Genomic DNA, 15,038 nt, shown 5'->3' with positions numbered 1-15,038 from the left:
CATTTTCTTTTCCCGAACTAAAACATGAACCGCTACCCTCTTTGGAAATACCTCGTCATTGCGGTGGCCCTGATCCTTTCCGCGATCTACACGCTGCCCAATTTCTACGGCGAGACTCCCGCGGTCCAGGTCTCCAGCTCGCGCCAATCCATTCCGGTGGACACCGCCGTGATGACGCGCGTGGAAGAGGCGCTGAAGGCGCAGAACATCTCTCCCGACGGCCTGTTCCTTGACGGCGCCAGCCTGCGAGTCCGCTTCAAGGACGCCGACACCCAGTTGAAGGCGCGTGACGCCATCCAGCACGCGCTGGGTGACAATTACATCATCGCGCTGAACCTCCTGTCCGCCTCCCCCGCCTGGCTGACCAGCCTGAAGGCGCATCCGATGTTCCTCGGCCTCGACCTGCGCGGCGGCGTGCACTTCCTGCTGGAAGTGGACATGAAGGCCGCCATCGACAAGACGATGGAACGCTACGCCGGCGACCTGCGCCGCGAGCTGAAGAACAAGAAAGTCCGCTACGGCGCGATCAAACGCAACGGCAATACGCTGGAAGTGCAACTGCGCGACGCCGACACGCTGAAGTCCACGCAGGACGTGGTCTACCGCAGCCTGCCCTCGCTCACCGTCAAGAGCGACGACAGCAACTACCGGCTGACGCTGACCCTGAAGCCGGAGGAGATCACCAAGATCCAAGGCGACGCGGTCAAACAGAACATCACCACGCTGCATAACCGCGTCAACGAACTGGGCACTTCCGAGCCCATCATTCAGCAAAACGGCCCGAACCGCATCGTCGTGCAGTTGCCCGGCATTCAGGACACCGCTCGCGCCAAGGACATCATCGGCCGCACCGCCACCCTGGAAGTGCGCATGGTGGAGGATGACCCGAGCAAGATGGCCGACGCCATGGCCGGCAACGTGCCTGCGGGCTACGAGCTGCTGGACGAAGCCTCTTCGCGCGGCGTGCAGAAAATCCTGGTGCGCAAGGACGTTGAGCTGACCGGCGACAATATCAACGACGCCCAGGCCGGCTTCGACGAAAACGGCGCGCCCGCCGTCCACATCAATCTGGACTCCGCCGGCGCCTCCATCTTCCGTCAGGTAACCGCTGAGAACATCGGCAAGCGCATGGCGATGGTGCTGGTGGAAAAAGGCCGCGCCGAAGTGGTCACCGCGCCGGTGATCCGCTCCGAAATCGGCGGCGGCCGCGTACAGATCTCCGGCAGCATGAACCCGGCCGAAGCCAACGACACCGCGCTGCTCTTGCGCGCCGGTTCGCTGGCCGCGCCGATGAATATCGTCGAAGAGCGCACCGTAGGCCCTAGCCTGGGTCAGGAAAACATCGAGAAGGGCTTCCACGCCACGCTGTGGGGCTTCGCCGCCATCGCCACCTTCATGATCCTGTACTACGGCATGTTCGGCGTGTTCTCCGCGCTGTCGCTGGCGATCAACGTGTTCCTGCTGCTGGCGCTGTTGTCGATGATTCAGGCCACGCTGACCCTGCCCGGCATCGCCGCCATCGCGCTGGCGCTGGGCATGGCCATCGACGCCAACGTGTTGATCAACGAGCGCATCCGCGAGGAACTGCGCAACGGCGTGCCGCCGCACTCGGCGATCCAGGCCGGCTACACCCACGCTTGGCACACCATTCTGGACTCCAACGTCACCACCTTGATCGCCGGCCTTGCCCTGCTGATCTTCGGCTCCGGCGCGGTTCGCGGCTTCGCCGTGGTGCACAGCCTGGGCATCCTGACCTCGATGTTCTCCGCGGTAGTCGTTTCCCGCGGCTTGGTCAACCTGTGGTACGGCCGCCGCCGCAAACTCACCACGCTGGCCATTGGCCAAGTGTGGAAACCGGAAAACAAAGGATAAGGACCGGACATGGAGCTTTTCCGCATCAAACGGGACATCCCGTTCATGAGCTACGGCCGGCTCACCACGACCATCTCGCTGGTGACCTTCATCCTGGCCGTGTTCTTTCTGGCCACCCGCGGCCTGAACTACAGCGTGGAGTTCACCGGCGGCACCGTGCTGGAAGTGCAGTACCAGCAGTCCGCCGATCTGGGCGCCATCCGCGACAAAGTGGATGAGCTGAAGCTGGGCGAATCCACAGTGCAGAGCTTGGGCAGCAGCCGCGACGTGATGATACGCCTGCCCAACAAGCCGGGCGTCACTTCCGCCCAGCTGTCTGAAAAAGTGATGGGCATGCTCAAGGCCGCCGACAGCGGCGTACAGCTGCGCAAAGTGGACTTCGTAGGTCCCAGCGTGGGCGAGGAACTGGTGACTCATGGCCTGACCGCTACTATCCTGGTGTGCGTGGGCATCATGATCTACCTGGCCATTCGCTTTGAATGGCGTTTCGCCATCGCGGCCATCATCGCCAACATGCACGACGTGGTGATCATCCTGGGTTGCTTCGCCTTCTTCCGCTGGGAGTTTTCGCTGACCGTGCTGGCCGGCATCCTGGCGGTGCTGGGTTACTCGGTCAACGAATCGGTGGTGGTGTTCGACCGGATTCGCGAGAACTTCCGCAAACCGGGCATGAAGGGCCATAGCGTGGCCGAGGTCATCGACAACGCCATCACCGCCACGATGAGCCGCACCATCATCACCCACTTCTCCACCGAGATGATGGTGGTGTCCATGCTGCTGTTCGGCGGCCCGGCGCTGCACGGCTTCGCCATGGCGCTGACCATCGGCATCGTGTTCGGCATTTACTCGTCGGTGCTGGTGGCCAGCCCGATCGCCCTGTGGCTGGGCGTGAAACGCGAGCACATGATCAAGCCGGTGAAACCAAAAGAAGAAGCGGTCGTCTGATCATTTCTCCAAACGCTGGCCGGCTTGTCCGGCCAGCGTTACTTCCAACCCAAGTACCCCCAGACCGAGCGCAACGACATCATGGAAGCCATCACTTTTCTGATCGACTTCATCCTGCACATCGACACTCATCTGTCCCAGCTGGTGGCCGCCTACGGCCCCTGGATCTACGCCATCCTGTTCCTGATCGTGTTCTGCGAAACCGGGCTGGTGGTCACCCCCTTCCTGCCCGGCGACTCGCTGCTGTTCGTCGCCGGCGCGCTGGCGGCCATGGGCCAGATGAACCCGCACTTGCTGGTGCTGCTCCTGATCGTCGCCGCCATTCTCGGCGACGCGACCAATTACGCCATCGGCCGCAATGTCGGCATGAAGCTGTTCGAGAAATTCCCTCGCATCCTGAAACCGCAATACCTGGACCGGACCCACGCCTTCTACGAACGCCACGGCGGCAAGACCATCATCTTCGCCCGCTTCGTGCCCATCGTGCGCACCTTCGCGCCCTTCGTCGCCGGCATCGGCAAAATGCACTACCCGCAGTTCCTGCGCTACAACGTGGTCGGCGCCATCGCCTGGGTGGTCGGCTTCACTTACGCCGGCTACTTCTTCGGCAACCTGCCCTTTGTGCGAAAAAACCTGGAATTGCTGATCTTCGGCATCATCCTGGTTTCCTTCCTGCCGGGGTTGATTGAAATCTGGCGCCACAAGCGCGCGGCCGCCCGCGGCTGATCCGTAGTAGAATCGACAAGGCCGCCCAAGACCTGTTCTAAAGTCTCGCGAGCCAAGGCGAGGCAAGGCGAAAACGACTGAAGAAGCGGAGTGTACAGACGGTACATGAGCATTCTGAAGACGATTTCAACGCCGTATCGCCGACGCGCAGCAGACATTGAACAAGCTCTTCGCGCGGCCTTTTGCTTTGACATCAAGCCCCAATGCCGCCCATGAAACGCATCCAACGCCTGCCCGACCACCTCGTCAACCAGATCGCCGCCGGCGAAGTGGTGGAACGCCCCGCTTCCGCGCTCAAGGAAATACTGGAAAACAGCCTGGACGCGGGCGCCTCCAAGATCACAGTGGACCTGGCCCAGGGCGGCATCAAGCTGCTGCGCGTCACAGACAACGGTAGCGGCATCGCGGCGGAAGACTTGGCGCTGGCGCTGGACCGCCACGCCACCAGCAAGATCGCCTCGCTGGACGATCTGGAAAACGTCTCCACGCTGGGCTTCCGCGGAGAGGGTCTCGCCAGCATCGCCTCGGTGTCGCGGCTGACCCTGGTCAGCCGGCCGCCGAACGCGGAACACGCTCATCAAGTCATCGCCATCGACGGCGCGCTGCACCCGGTGGAGCCTGCGGCCCACTCGCCCGGCACCAGCGTGGAAGTGGTGGATATCTATTTCAACACTCCGGCCCGGCGCAAATTCCTGAAAAGCGAGAATACCGAATACGCGCATTGCGAAGCCGTTTTCGAACGCATCGCACTGGCGCATCCGCACGTTGAATTCATGCTGCGTCACAACGGCAAGGTCATCTGGCGCCTGCCGGCGCAAAGCCTGGCCGAACGCGTGGCCGCGATGCTGGGCAAGGACTTCGTCGCCGCCGCCATCGAAATCGACACCGCCGCCGGTCCGTTGACGCTCAGCGGCTTCGTCGCCTCTCCCACTTATTCCAAGGCCAGCCGCGACGCCCAGTACTTCTACGTCAACGGCCGTTTCGTCCGCGACAAGACCGCACTGCACGCGCTGCGTCAGGCCTATCGCGACGTGCTGCACCACGAGCGCCACCCCGCTTACGCGCTATTCCTGACCATGGAGCCGTCCGGCGTCGACGTCAACGTGCACCCGACCAAAATCGAGGTGCGCTTCCGCGAATCGCAGGCCATCCACCAATTCCTGTTCCACAGCGTGCACAAGGCCTTGGCCAGCACCACCGCCGGCGCCGCGCCTACCGTTCAGATCGCCAATGCGGATAGCGAAGTGGCGGCCGCTCCCGCGCTGACCCAGGGCGAATCCGCGCCGCTGTTCGACAAATCATTCAGCCGCCCCGCCGCTCCTCCTCCCGGCGGCTCCTCGCCGCAAACCGGCTTCCGCTACCAGCAGCAGGCGATGCCGCTGCACGTGGCCAGGGAAGCCACCGGCATCTACGACAAGCTGTTCGGCGGTCTTCGCGAGGAAGAGCGCGCCCAGGCCGCCGCGCCGGCGCCCGTGGAATACAGCCTGCCGCCGCAGCGCGTGGCCGCGCTGCCGCAAAGCACGGACGGCATTCCGCCGTTGGGCTTCGCGCTGGCGCAGCTACACGGCGTCTATATCCTCAGCCAGTGCGAAGACGGGCTGATTCTGGTGGATATGCACGCCGCCCACGAGCGCATCGTCTACGAACAACTAAAAACCGCGCTGGAAGCCGACACCATTCCAATGCAGCCCTTGCTGCTGCCGGTATCCTTCGCCGCCGATCGCATGGAAGTGGCGACCGCCCACGAACACGGCGAGGAAATGAAGCGGCTGGGCATAGAACTGGCGCCGCTGTCCCCCACCCAGATCGCCGTGCGCGGCGTGCCGGTGTGGCTGAAGGACGGCAACCCGGTGGATCTGGCGCGCGCAGTGCTGAAGGACGTGCGCGAATTCGGCCTCAGCCAGGTGCTGACCGAGCGCCGCAACGAACTCTTGGCCACCATGGCCTGCCACGGCGCGGTGCGCGCCAACCGACAGCTGACGCTGCCGGAGATGAACGCGCTGCTGCGCGACATGGAAGCCACTGAACGCTCCGGCCAGTGCAACCACGGCCGCCCCACCTGGACCCGGCTGTCCATGCGCGAGCTGGACAAACTGTTCATGCGCGGCCAATAAACGATGCGCGTCACCGTTCTGGCGGAAAACCACAGCCTGCGGCCGGACCTGATCGCCGAACCCGGCCTGGCGCTGCTGATCGAGGACGGCGAAGAGCGCATCCTGTTCGATACCGGCCGCAGCGACGCGCTGCTGTACAACGCCAGCCAGCTGGGCGTCGATCTCGCCACGCTGAGCCGGGTAGTGCTCTCCCACGGCCATTACGACCATAGCGGCGGCCTGCCGGCGCTAAGCCGGCTGCTGCGCGAACGCGCGGCGCCGCCGCTCCCGCTGCTGGCCCACCCCGAGGCCTTCCGAGCGCGCGAAGCGCGGCTGGGGCCAATCACGCTGCGCAAGCTGGGCGCGCCGCTTGCCGCCTCCGAACTGGAAACCAGCTTCGAGCTGCAACTGCACGCCCAGCCTCACGCCTTCGCCGACCGCTATGTCTTCCTCGGTCAGATTCCGCGGCTGCGCCACGCCGAAGGGCGCGGCGCGCTGGGCCGCCTCGTCGACGCGCGCGGCAGCCGGCCGGACCCGGTGGCCGACGACTCGGCGCTGGTCCGCCGCGGCGAGCAAGGCCTGATCATCTTCAGCGGCTGCGCTCATTCCGGCATCCGCCACATCGTCGACTACGCGCGCGAAGTCTGCGCCGAGCCGCGCGTCCACGCGGTGATAGGCGGCTTTCATCTGCGCAGCGCGGCGCCGTGGCGCGTCTGGCGGACCCGCCGCTACTTCCAGCAGCTGGCGCCGGAGCGCCTGCACGCCTGCCACTGCACCGGCTACGCCCGCCACGCGCTGGCGCGCCAGCACTCCATCGCCGCCGGCAGTCAACTGAGCTTCGACTAAACCGGTTTCGACAGTTCCTGCCGCGAAAAAACGACAGTTCCCTCGCTTCGCCATTATTCACGGCCGACGTGCCGCATTGCAGCATTCCGCCCGCCGCGCCTCCCCTATCCCAAGCCTCCAAACAGCGTAAGCGCCGCCCAGCCGGGCTTTGACCGGTTGGGAAAATCGCTCCCGCTCTGGCACTAGCAAACAGCCGCGTAAATACACCTGAAAAAAAGAACAGGTGTGTGCTTAGTCCCTCCATGCACATGCTTAGACCCAATACCACTTACATACAACTTTAATACAACTTAAATACAAGTCGGCGCTTCCCGCCGGCCTTTCGCCCCCGCCTTTTTCCAAGAAGGAGATGGACTGTGAGCAAAGCCTTACTGCTGCTGAAAACCGGCCTGGCCGGCACCGCCGTGGCCGGCGCCGCGCTGCTGGCCGCCCAGCACGCCCCCACCGCCGCCAAAGCGCCGGCCCCCGCCGCGCGTGACAGCCTGATCAGAACCGCGGCCGCCAGCTGCGCCGACCCGGCCTGGAGCTCCGGATCGATCTACACCGGCGGCCAGCGCGTCAGCTACCAGGGCCAGACCTGGGAGGCCAAATGGTGGACTCAGGGCAACACGCCCGCAGCCGGCGATGCCAGCCCGTGGAAGCTGATAGGCCAGTGCGACGGCGGAGGCGGAAACCCGACCGAACCGCCGCTGGTGCAAGTGCCGCCGCCCACCGGCAACGCGCTGTGCCGGCCGGAAGGTCTGGCGCGCACCGACGGCGTGGACGTGCCGTATTGCGCGGTCTACCAAAAAGGGGGCGCCGAACAACTGGCCAACGGCAGCCGCAAGCGTCTGATCGGCTACTTCACCAGCTGGCGCACCGGCAAGAACGGCCAGCCCGCCTATCTCGCCAGCGACATCCCCTGGGGCAAGCTCACCCACATCAACTACGCCTTCGCCCACGTGGACGGCAACAACCGCCTGTCGGTCGGCGAGAACAATCCCGGCAACCCGGCAACCGACATGAGTTGGCCGGGCGTGCCCGGCGCTGAGATGGACGCCAGCCTGCCCTATAAGGGCCACTTCAACCTGCTGACCCAGTACAAGCGCAAATATCCGGGCGTCAAAACCCTGGTTTCGGTGGGCGGCTGGGCCGAAACCGGCGGCTACTTCGGCGCGGACGGCAAACGGGTCAACAGCGGCGGCTTCTACAGCATGACCATCAACGCCGACGGCAGCGTCAACCAATCCGGCATCGACGCCTTCGCCGACTCCGCCGTCGCCTTCCTGCGCAAATACGGCTTCGACGGCGTGGACATCGACTTCGAATACCCAACCTCGATGAACGACGCGGGCAACCCGCTGGACTGGAGCGTGGCCAACGCCCGCCGCGGCTCGCTGAACAAGGGCTTCAACGCGCTGACGCGAACGCTGCGCGAACGGCTGGACCGCGCCGCCGCCCAAGACGGCCGCTACTACCAGCTCACGGCCGCGGTGCCGGCATCCGGCTATCTGCTGCGCGGCATGGAGGCCTTCCAAAGCCTGCGCAACTTCGACTTCGTCAACGTGATGTCCTATGACCTGCACGGCGCCTGGAACGAGTTCGTCGGCCCCAACGCCGCGCTCTACGATGACGGCAAGGATGCCGAACTGGCGCGCTGGAGCGTGTACACCACCGCGCAATACGGCGGCATCGGCTATCTGAACACCGACTGGTCCTACCACTACTACCGCGGCGGCCTGCCGGCGGCGCGCGTCAATATCGGCGTGCCCTACTACACCCGCGGCTGGAAAAACGTCAACGGCGGCAGCAATGGACTGTGGGGCACTTCAGTGGGCGGCAACTGCCCGACCGGGCTGAAAACCTGCGGCGACGGCGCAGTGGGCATAGACAATCTGTGGCACGACCTGGACGAACAAGGCCGTGAAGTGGGCGCTGGCTCCAACCCGATGTGGCACGCCAAAAACCTGGAGAAAAACCAGGCCGGCAGCTATCTGTCCGCGTATCTGGACCCGAGCAAGCCGGAAAACCAGCTCAACGGCAGCTACCAGCGCTTTTACAACGACACTCTGAGCGCGCCGTGGCTATGGAACGCCGGCAAGAAGGTATTCCTGTCCACCGAGGATGAACAATCCATCGCCAAGAAAGCCGCCTGGGTCGACGCCAACAACGTCGGCGGCGTGATGTTCTGGGAACTGGCCGGCGACTACGACTGGAAACAGGACCGCAACGGCGGCAAGGGCGAGTACTTCATTGGCACCACGCTGACCAGCCTGCTGTACAACGCCTTCAGCAAACCGGCCGCCGTCAGCGTCAAGCCCGCCGCCGCCGCGCCGGCAGCCACCGCGGCGATCGACGTGGGCTTCTCGCTTGACGGTTTCGCGCTGGGCGACAGCAATTATCCGATCAACCCCAAGCTGACCATCACCAACCGCTCCGGCAGCAGCCTGCCTGGCGGCACTGAGTTCCAGTTCGACGTGCCCACCTCGGCGCCGTCCAATTTCGCTGACCAGTCCGGCTTTGGGCTCAAGGTGATCAGCGTCGGACACAGCGGCAACAATATCGGCGGCCTGAAGGGCGACGCTCATCGTGTCTCGGTCAAGCTGCCGTCGTGGCAAACGCTGGCCCCGGGTCAGAGCGTCAGCCTGGCCGTGGTCTACTATCTGCCGATCTCCGGTCCGCGCAACTTCAGCGTGACCCTGGCCGGCAAGACCTATGCCATCCGCGATGAGGCGCCCTACCTGCCTTACTTACGCTGAACTCCCTCGTTCTCCTCAGTACCTTCCAAGCCGGGTTCGCCCGGCTTTTTTTCTGCGCCGTCTTCCGACGGCAGTTGCCATTGCATCAGCTCGTTCAAGCTGGCCAGCGCCGCTTGCGGCGTCAGGCCGAGCACCGGCTTTTTGCCGTCGAGAAAGCGTCGGTAAAACAATAAGATCTGTTCGGTTTTCATCGCTGTGGACTCCCGCTGTGGATGCGAGTATTGTCGGCGCAATATGAGGCAATAAAAATTGCTGACTTTTAATCAGGAAATTTCCCCTTATGTCCGCGCGGCTCACCCAGCAATACCAAAAACTCCACCGCCATTTCGCCGGCCAGGCCGAAGCCGTCTCGCTGCAGCAGCTGGCGGACCTGCTGTTCTGCACCCGCCGACACATGCGCAGCCTGCTGCAACAGATGCAGGCTCAAGGCTGGATAGCATGGCAAGCGCGGGCCGGCCGAGGCATGCGCTCGCGGCTGAGCTTTCTGCAAGCTCCGGAGCAGCTGCAACGGGAACGCGCCGCGCAACTGCTGGAGCAAGGCAAGGTGGAACAGGCGGTGGACCTGCTGGGCGACGACCGCGGCGAACTGGCGCCCTTGCTGCTGGCGCGGCTGGGTAAACGCTGGAGCCAGGACCGCCAGGTACTGGGCGTGCCCTACTACCGGCCGTTGCCCAATCTCTACCCCGGCACGCCGCTGCGCCGCTCGGAACGCCATCTGGTTGGGCAGATTTTCAACGGCCTAACCCGGATAAACGAGGAAAAAGGGGAAGTAGAAGGCGATCTCGCCCATCACTGGAACCAGCACAGTCCGCTGGAATGGCATTTTCACCTGCGCCCGGCGGTACGTTGGCATGACGGCGTCGAACTCAGCGTCGCCGATGTCCAGGCCTCGCTGCTGCGGCTGCGCGCGCAGCCGCTGTTTTCCCACCTGGCCGCGGTGCGGCCGCTGTCGCCGCGCAGCCTGGCGCTGGAATTGAGCGAGCCCGACCAGTGGCTGCCCTGGCTGCTGGCCGACAGCGCCGCTCTGATCTTGCCCGCCGACCACGCCTCGCGCGCCGACTTCGCCTCCCGCCCGGTGGGCACCGGTCCCTATCGCGTGGCCGCCAATACCCGCCATCAGCTATGCCTGCAAGCCTTCGATGATTACTTCGGCTACCGCGCGCTGCTGGACCAAGTGGATATCTGGATGGTGCCGGAGCTGGGCGAGCAGTTGGAGCACGGCGACGGCCAAGTCTGCGGCCTGGAAGTGCGTATCAACCCGCGAGAGCCCAGCGTGCAAACCGAGATGGCGCTGGAGTCCGGCGTGTATTTCTTGCTTGCCGACAGCCGCTCGCCCCTCATGCGCGATACAGCGCTGCGCGACTGGCTGGCCCAAACGCTGACCCCGTTGGCCGTCATGCACGAAACCGCGCCGGCGGTGCGCCAGTACTGGGCCCCGGCCGCGGGCTTGCTTCCCAACTGGCACCACGCCCAGCCCCCCCTGAACCTGCAGCCGCCGGCGGGGCTGAGCATGCTGCGGCTGGCCTATTACGAACAGCATCCGGAGTACCAATTGATCGCTGCCGCGATGACTCGCTGTCTTCTGAGCCGCGGCGTGGCGCTGGAGTGCCGCGCGCTGCCTTACGCCGACTGGGAACAGGGACAGGCCGAGGCCGACTTATGGCTGGGTTCGGTCAACTTCGCCACCCGGCCGGAATACTCTGTGGCCGCCTGGGTGCTGGGTACTCCGCTGCTGCGCCGCTGCCTGGAGCCGGCGCTGCCGCTGGCGCAATGGCGCCAAGGCTGGCGCCAGGGCCTGTTCCACGCCCAGGACCTGTCCGCCGCCGTGGTCCAACAACGCTGGATGCTGCCGCTGTTTCACAACTGGCTGCGCTTGCAGGGCCCGGCCCAGATGCAGGGCGTGCGCCTCAACAGCCTGGGCTGGTTCGATTTCAAATCCGCTTGGCTGCACCCGGACAGCTGAAACGGAGGATGACAACGAAGCTTCATGCATCTGTATAATTTCATATAAAGATACTTGATATGAAATATCTTCCCAGGAACACATATCCATGACATAATCGCCGCCATGGACAAGATCGACACCATCATTTCCCAGTGGCGACGCGAGCGTCCCGACCTCGATAGCGCCAGCATAGGCGTCATCGGCCGGCTGGCGCGGCTGGTCACTCATGTCGAGCGCGCGCTGGCCGACAACTTCGCCCGCTTCGGGCTCAAGGACGGCGAATTCGACGTGCTGGCCACGCTACGCCGCGCCGGCGCGCCCTATCAGCTCTCCCCCACCATGCTGTACACCACGCTGTTGCTGACCTCAGGCGCGGTCAGCAAGCGGCTGGACCGGCTGGAAAACGCCGGCTGGGTGGAGCGCCTGCCCGACCCCAACGACCGCCGCGGCATGCTGATCCGTTTGAGTCCGGCCGGGCTGGAGCTGATAGAACGGGCGATGAGCGCCCACATCGCCACCCAAGAAGCCGCGTTGTCCGCGCTGGCCGAGCCGCAACGCGAGCAACTGGCCGCGCTGCTGAGCCAATGGCTGCAAAGTTTCCCCGGAGAAGCGCAAGCCGAGCCGGACGTCATGCCCAGCACCGCCCCCACCGAAAGAAAAACCTCATGAAGCAAGACACTCCCGTTCAGCGCCCGCTGTGGCTGGCGCTGTCCATCATCCTGGTGGGCCTCAACCTGCGCCCCACCCTCGCCGCCATTGGTCCGCTGCTGGATCAGTTGCGCCACGCCACCGGCATGAGCTTCAGCGACGCCTCCCTGCTGACCACGTTGCCGGTGGCCACCATGGGCGCCGGCGCCTTTTTGGGCAGCTGGCTGGAACGCCGCGCAGGCGCGCGCCAGGGGGTGGTCATCGCCCTGCTGCTGATTCTGCTGTCCAGTGCGCTGCGCTGGCTGCCCGCCAGCTTCGGCGCGTTGTTGGCCACCGCCTTGATGGCCGGCGTCGGCATCGCGCTGGCCCAAGCTTTGATTCCCGGCTTCATCAAGCAGCATTTCCCGCATAAGGTCTCCGCGTTGATGGGCTTCTACATCACCGCCATCATGGGCGGCGCCTCCCTGGCCGCCGCCGGCGCGCCGTGGCTGGCCTCGCATAGCGCGCACTGGCAGAACGGGCTGGCCGCCTGGGCCGCGCTGGCCATATTGGCGCTGCCCTGCTGGCTGCTGAGCGCGCCGCGCGGCGCCCCCGGCGGCGGCTCCGCCGCCCGCGCGCCGCAATTCAGCCAGATTCCGCGCGCCTGGTTGCTGGCCTTCTATTTCGGCATCGGCACCGCCGTGTACGCCAGCTCGCTAGCCTGGTTGCCGGCCTTGTTCGTGCAATTGGGATGGAGCCAGCAGCAAGGCGGCCTGATGCTCAGCTTCATGACCGGCATGGAAGTGGTGTCCGGCCTGACCATTCCGCTGCTGTCTGCGCGCAGCCATGACATGCGCGGCTGGCTTACCCTGGTATTGCTGGCGGTGCTGGCCGGCTTGCTGGGCATGGTGCTGGCGCCGCACGGTGGCCTGCTGTTGCTGTGGGTGGCGCTGCTGGGCCTGGGCGTGGGCGGCCTGTTCCCGCTGACCATGATTCTGACGCTGCACCACTATGAAGACGCGCGCAACGCCGGCCAGCTGTCGGCTTTCGTGCAGGGGATCGGCTATCTGATCGCCGCGGTGGCGCCGTTCGCCGCAGGTTGGATCCGCGATGCCACCTCCAGCTTCAACCTGGCCTGGCTGTGCCTGGCGCTGTTGATCGCCGGCCTGCTGGTGCTGACCCGTCGCTTTGCACCGCAGGGCTACGCCGAGGCGATGCAAACCCCCGCCGCCGTCGCCGCGCAAACCCGCTAACCCCAGGGCGGCGCTACGCCGCCCGGCAAACCAGCAGGAGAAAGCAGATGAGCAACGCAATCCCCTTCAGCCTAAGCAATCCCGCCGGCCTCTACGACCCGGCGCCCAACGGCTATTCCCATCTGGCCATCGTCAACCCCGGCAGCCGCATGTTGCTGGTGGCCGGCCAGGGCGGCGAAAACGCCGCCGGCGAGCTGGCAGACGGCTTCGAGGCGCAAGTGCGCCAAGCCTTGGCCAATCTGCGCACAACGTTGGCCGCCGGCGGCGCCGATCTCGTCCACGTCGCCAAGCTGACGGTATTGATCGTCGATCACAGCGAGGCGCGGCTGCAGGCCTTCGGCGCGCTGTTGAGCGCCGCCTGGGGCGCGCTGCCAACGCCGACCTGCACGCTGATCCCGGTGCCGCGGCTGGCCTTGGACGGCATGCTGTTCGAGATCGAGGCCACCGCCTTCCTGCCCGCTTGAGGCGGAGCCAACCCGCCATGAACTTGTTCAAGCGCAGCAGGCTTTAAACAGACTATTAGACCATCAGATATTTATTCCACAGCTGATTGCGGAAACGGCTGGCAGGATCCAATACCCGCTTCAGTGCCAACAGCTTTCCGGCGTCGGGATAGGCCTGGTGGAATTGCTCGCGGCTGGCATGCAGCTGATAAGGCAGGTAATAGCTGCCGCCCTGAGCCAGCGCGGCGTCTATCAATTGGCGGGTCCATTGCCCCACTTGGCGCCGCGCGGCTTCGTCCTTTCCTTGCCGGTAATACAGCACCAGCGAGAACACCTCCTGCCGCGCCCAGGCCAATACGGTGCCAGCGTCCGCCGGTGAATGCCGAATCGACACATTGAGTGCGGCCACCTTGTGCGTTTCCAGAATCGTCGCCATCGCGGTGACAAAATGCTCCAGCTTAGCCACCGGGACAAAGTACTCCTGCAACACGAAGCTGTGCTCAGCATCCGCGATGCGGCCCAGCGAGGCCACATCCAGGCTGGCCTCCCTGTTGCGCCAGAGCACGGCGGCGCGGGCGAAGCGCAACGGATCCGCGATCTTCTTGCGCAAGACTGGCCCGCCAGGCAATTCTGCCCAGGCACGGATCGCGCCCTCTTGCAGCCAATAGCGCTGCCCTTGAGGCGTTAGCCGGCGGCTATCCGTCAGCGATTTATCACTCACGCGCCAAGTCACTGCGGTCGCCATCTGGAAATAAGGCGGCGCCAGATCGGCGTTGTGCATCAACGCACGGCTGTCAGCGCGGACATGCTTGAAGAAGAAATCGCGGTAGTCATTCAGACTCATGCGATTGACCTGCCGCTCCAACCGCTGGTTGTCCGTCAGTTCCAGCTCTACTTCGCAGATCACGCCTAGCGCGCCATAAGCGCCTATCGCCGCAAAAAACACCTCCGGCCGCTGTTGGCGGCTGGCCGATAGCAAACTGCCGTCGGCCAACGCGATCACGATGGAGCGCACGGCGTTCACCAGCGGCCCCAGGCCGACGTAACGGCCGTGGGCGTTTACCGACAATGAACCGCCAATGCTGAAGTTGGCATAGCTCTGCATGATTTTCACAGCCAACCCATGCGGGTCTATCCATTGCTGCAGCTCACGCCAGCTCATGCCGGCCTGAACCCGCGCCAAGCGCAAGCGCGGCTCCAGGCTGAGTAGGCGATTGAAGCGTCGCATGTCCAGATGCAAACTACCGGGACTGGCTATCTGCCCGCCCATGCTGAAGCGGCCACCGCCTATCGACACCGGGCCGGGCCACTGCCGCAGCGCTTGCTGAATGTCAGCATTGCTGCGCGGCGTCGCCACTTGCGTCACAGTCACCGGATTCATACCGGTGATGTCGTTGACCACTCCACCGGTGACTGTCGCCCCCCAGGCCAGCAGCGGCTGGCATAGCGGCGCCGCCGCACTCAACAGCCCGGCTTTGAGCAGGGCGCGGCGCAGCGGATCGACAGTGGAGGGAGGGACGGGACGGGGGGTAAAGGGAGGCTTCGGCATA

At 64.7% G+C, this 15,038-nt stretch carries 12 protein-coding genes; 10 read left to right on the top strand and 2 right to left on the bottom strand.

Annotated features, from left to right (window positions below):
- Window positions 1-24 precede the first annotated feature (24 nt).
- The 6 genes from secD (at window position 25) to GYH29_RS07195 (ending at window position 9,220) form a co-directional block, all read left to right on the top strand.
- Complete coding sequence (secD, locus tag GYH29_RS07220) at window positions 25-1,872, top strand: protein translocase subunit SecD (RefSeq protein WP_043591625.1); 1,848 nt, start codon at window positions 25-27, stop codon at window positions 1,870-1,872.
- Window positions 1,873-1,881: 9 nt separating this feature from the next.
- Window positions 1,882-2,817, top strand: a complete 936-nt coding sequence (secF, locus tag GYH29_RS07215) for a protein translocase subunit SecF (protein ID WP_019103233.1) — start codon at window positions 1,882-1,884, stop codon at window positions 2,815-2,817.
- Between the two features lie 81 nt (window positions 2,818-2,898).
- Window positions 2,899-3,543 carry a DedA family protein gene (locus GYH29_RS07210; RefSeq protein WP_039756039.1) on the top strand — a complete coding sequence of 215 codons (645 nt, stop codon included), beginning with the start codon at window positions 2,899-2,901 and terminating at the stop codon, window positions 3,541-3,543.
- Between the two features lie 212 nt (window positions 3,544-3,755).
- Window positions 3,756-5,657, top strand: coding sequence for a DNA mismatch repair endonuclease MutL (mutL, locus tag GYH29_RS07205; protein WP_043591774.1), 1,902 nt, complete (start codon window positions 3,756-3,758; stop codon window positions 5,655-5,657).
- Between the two features lie 3 nt (window positions 5,658-5,660).
- Window positions 5,661-6,482, top strand: a complete 822-nt coding sequence (locus GYH29_RS07200; RefSeq protein ID WP_107731782.1) for an MBL fold metallo-hydrolase — start codon at window positions 5,661-5,663, stop codon at window positions 6,480-6,482.
- Between the two features lie 356 nt (window positions 6,483-6,838).
- Entirely contained in the window at window positions 6,839-9,220 is a 2,382-nt protein-coding gene (locus GYH29_RS07195; RefSeq protein ID WP_081575783.1) for a glycosyl hydrolase family 18 protein, read from the top strand.
- Here GYH29_RS07195 and GYH29_RS07190 read toward each other — a convergent pair.
- Window positions 9,208-9,411 carry a hypothetical protein gene (locus tag GYH29_RS07190; RefSeq protein WP_019103228.1) on the bottom strand — a complete coding sequence of 68 codons (204 nt, stop codon included), beginning with the start codon at window positions 9,409-9,411 and terminating at the stop codon, window positions 9,208-9,210. The genes GYH29_RS07195 and GYH29_RS07190 overlap by 13 nt on opposite strands.
- A gap of 89 nt (window positions 9,412-9,500) precedes the next feature.
- On the opposite strand from GYH29_RS07190, the gene sgrR reads away from it, so the two are divergent.
- From sgrR to GYH29_RS07170, 4 genes are all read left to right on the top strand, one after another.
- Window positions 9,501-11,183: an HTH-type transcriptional regulator SgrR gene (gene sgrR, locus GYH29_RS07185; protein ID WP_161523435.1), complete on the top strand. Its 1,683-nt coding sequence runs from the start codon at window positions 9,501-9,503 to the stop codon at window positions 11,181-11,183.
- Between the two features lie 105 nt (window positions 11,184-11,288).
- Window positions 11,289-11,834, top strand: coding sequence for a MarR family winged helix-turn-helix transcriptional regulator (locus GYH29_RS07180; protein ID WP_019103226.1), 546 nt, complete (start codon window positions 11,289-11,291; stop codon window positions 11,832-11,834).
- On the top strand, window positions 11,831-13,045 hold the full coding sequence (locus tag GYH29_RS07175) for a cyanate transporter (RefSeq protein WP_081575785.1): 1,215 nt from the start codon (window positions 11,831-11,833) through the stop codon (window positions 13,043-13,045). Before GYH29_RS07180 ends, GYH29_RS07175 begins: the two co-directional genes overlap by 4 nt.
- 47 nt (window positions 13,046-13,092) lie before the next feature.
- Complete coding sequence (locus tag GYH29_RS07170) at window positions 13,093-13,509, top strand: RidA family protein (protein ID WP_019104375.1); 417 nt, start codon at window positions 13,093-13,095, stop codon at window positions 13,507-13,509.
- Between the two features lie 55 nt (window positions 13,510-13,564).
- Here the strand turns inward: GYH29_RS07170 and GYH29_RS07165 are convergent, their stop codons facing one another.
- Window positions 13,565-15,037, bottom strand: coding sequence for an FAD-binding oxidoreductase (locus tag GYH29_RS07165; RefSeq protein ID WP_161523434.1), 1,473 nt, complete (start codon window positions 15,035-15,037; stop codon window positions 13,565-13,567).
- Window position 15,038: the final 1 nt, after the last annotated feature.

This window comes from Chromobacterium haemolyticum (assembly GCF_009936155.1).
Lineage (GTDB): Bacteria > Pseudomonadota > Gammaproteobacteria > Burkholderiales > Chromobacteriaceae > Chromobacterium > Chromobacterium haemolyticum.
Note: the sequence above shows the minus strand (reverse complement) of the source record. Positions and strands in the feature narration are given on the sequence as shown.

Coding starts and splice junctions, on each gene's coding strand:
- secD (WP_043591625.1), top strand. CDS start 25: ATGAACCGCTACCCTCTTTGGAAATACCTCGTCATTGCGGTGGCCCTG.
- GYH29_RS07190 (WP_019103228.1), bottom strand. CDS start 9,411: ATGAAAACCGAACAGATCTTATTGTTTTACCGACGCTTTCTCGACGGC.
- sgrR (WP_161523435.1), top strand. CDS start 9,501: ATGTCCGCGCGGCTCACCCAGCAATACCAAAAACTCCACCGCCATTTC.
- GYH29_RS07170 (WP_019104375.1), top strand. CDS start 13,093: ATGAGCAACGCAATCCCCTTCAGCCTAAGCAATCCCGCCGGCCTCTAC.
- GYH29_RS07165 (WP_161523434.1), bottom strand. CDS start 15,037: ATGCCGAAGCCTCCCTTTACCCCCCGTCCCGTCCCTCCCTCCACTGTC.
- GYH29_RS07180 (WP_019103226.1), top strand. CDS start 11,289: ATGGACAAGATCGACACCATCATTTCCCAGTGGCGACGCGAGCGTCCC.
- GYH29_RS07175 (WP_081575785.1), top strand. CDS start 11,831: ATGAAGCAAGACACTCCCGTTCAGCGCCCGCTGTGGCTGGCGCTGTCC.
- secF (WP_019103233.1), top strand. CDS start 1,882: ATGGAGCTTTTCCGCATCAAACGGGACATCCCGTTCATGAGCTACGGC.
- GYH29_RS07210 (WP_039756039.1), top strand. CDS start 2,899: ATGGAAGCCATCACTTTTCTGATCGACTTCATCCTGCACATCGACACT.
- mutL (WP_043591774.1), top strand. CDS start 3,756: ATGAAACGCATCCAACGCCTGCCCGACCACCTCGTCAACCAGATCGCC.
- GYH29_RS07200 (WP_107731782.1), top strand. CDS start 5,661: ATGCGCGTCACCGTTCTGGCGGAAAACCACAGCCTGCGGCCGGACCTG.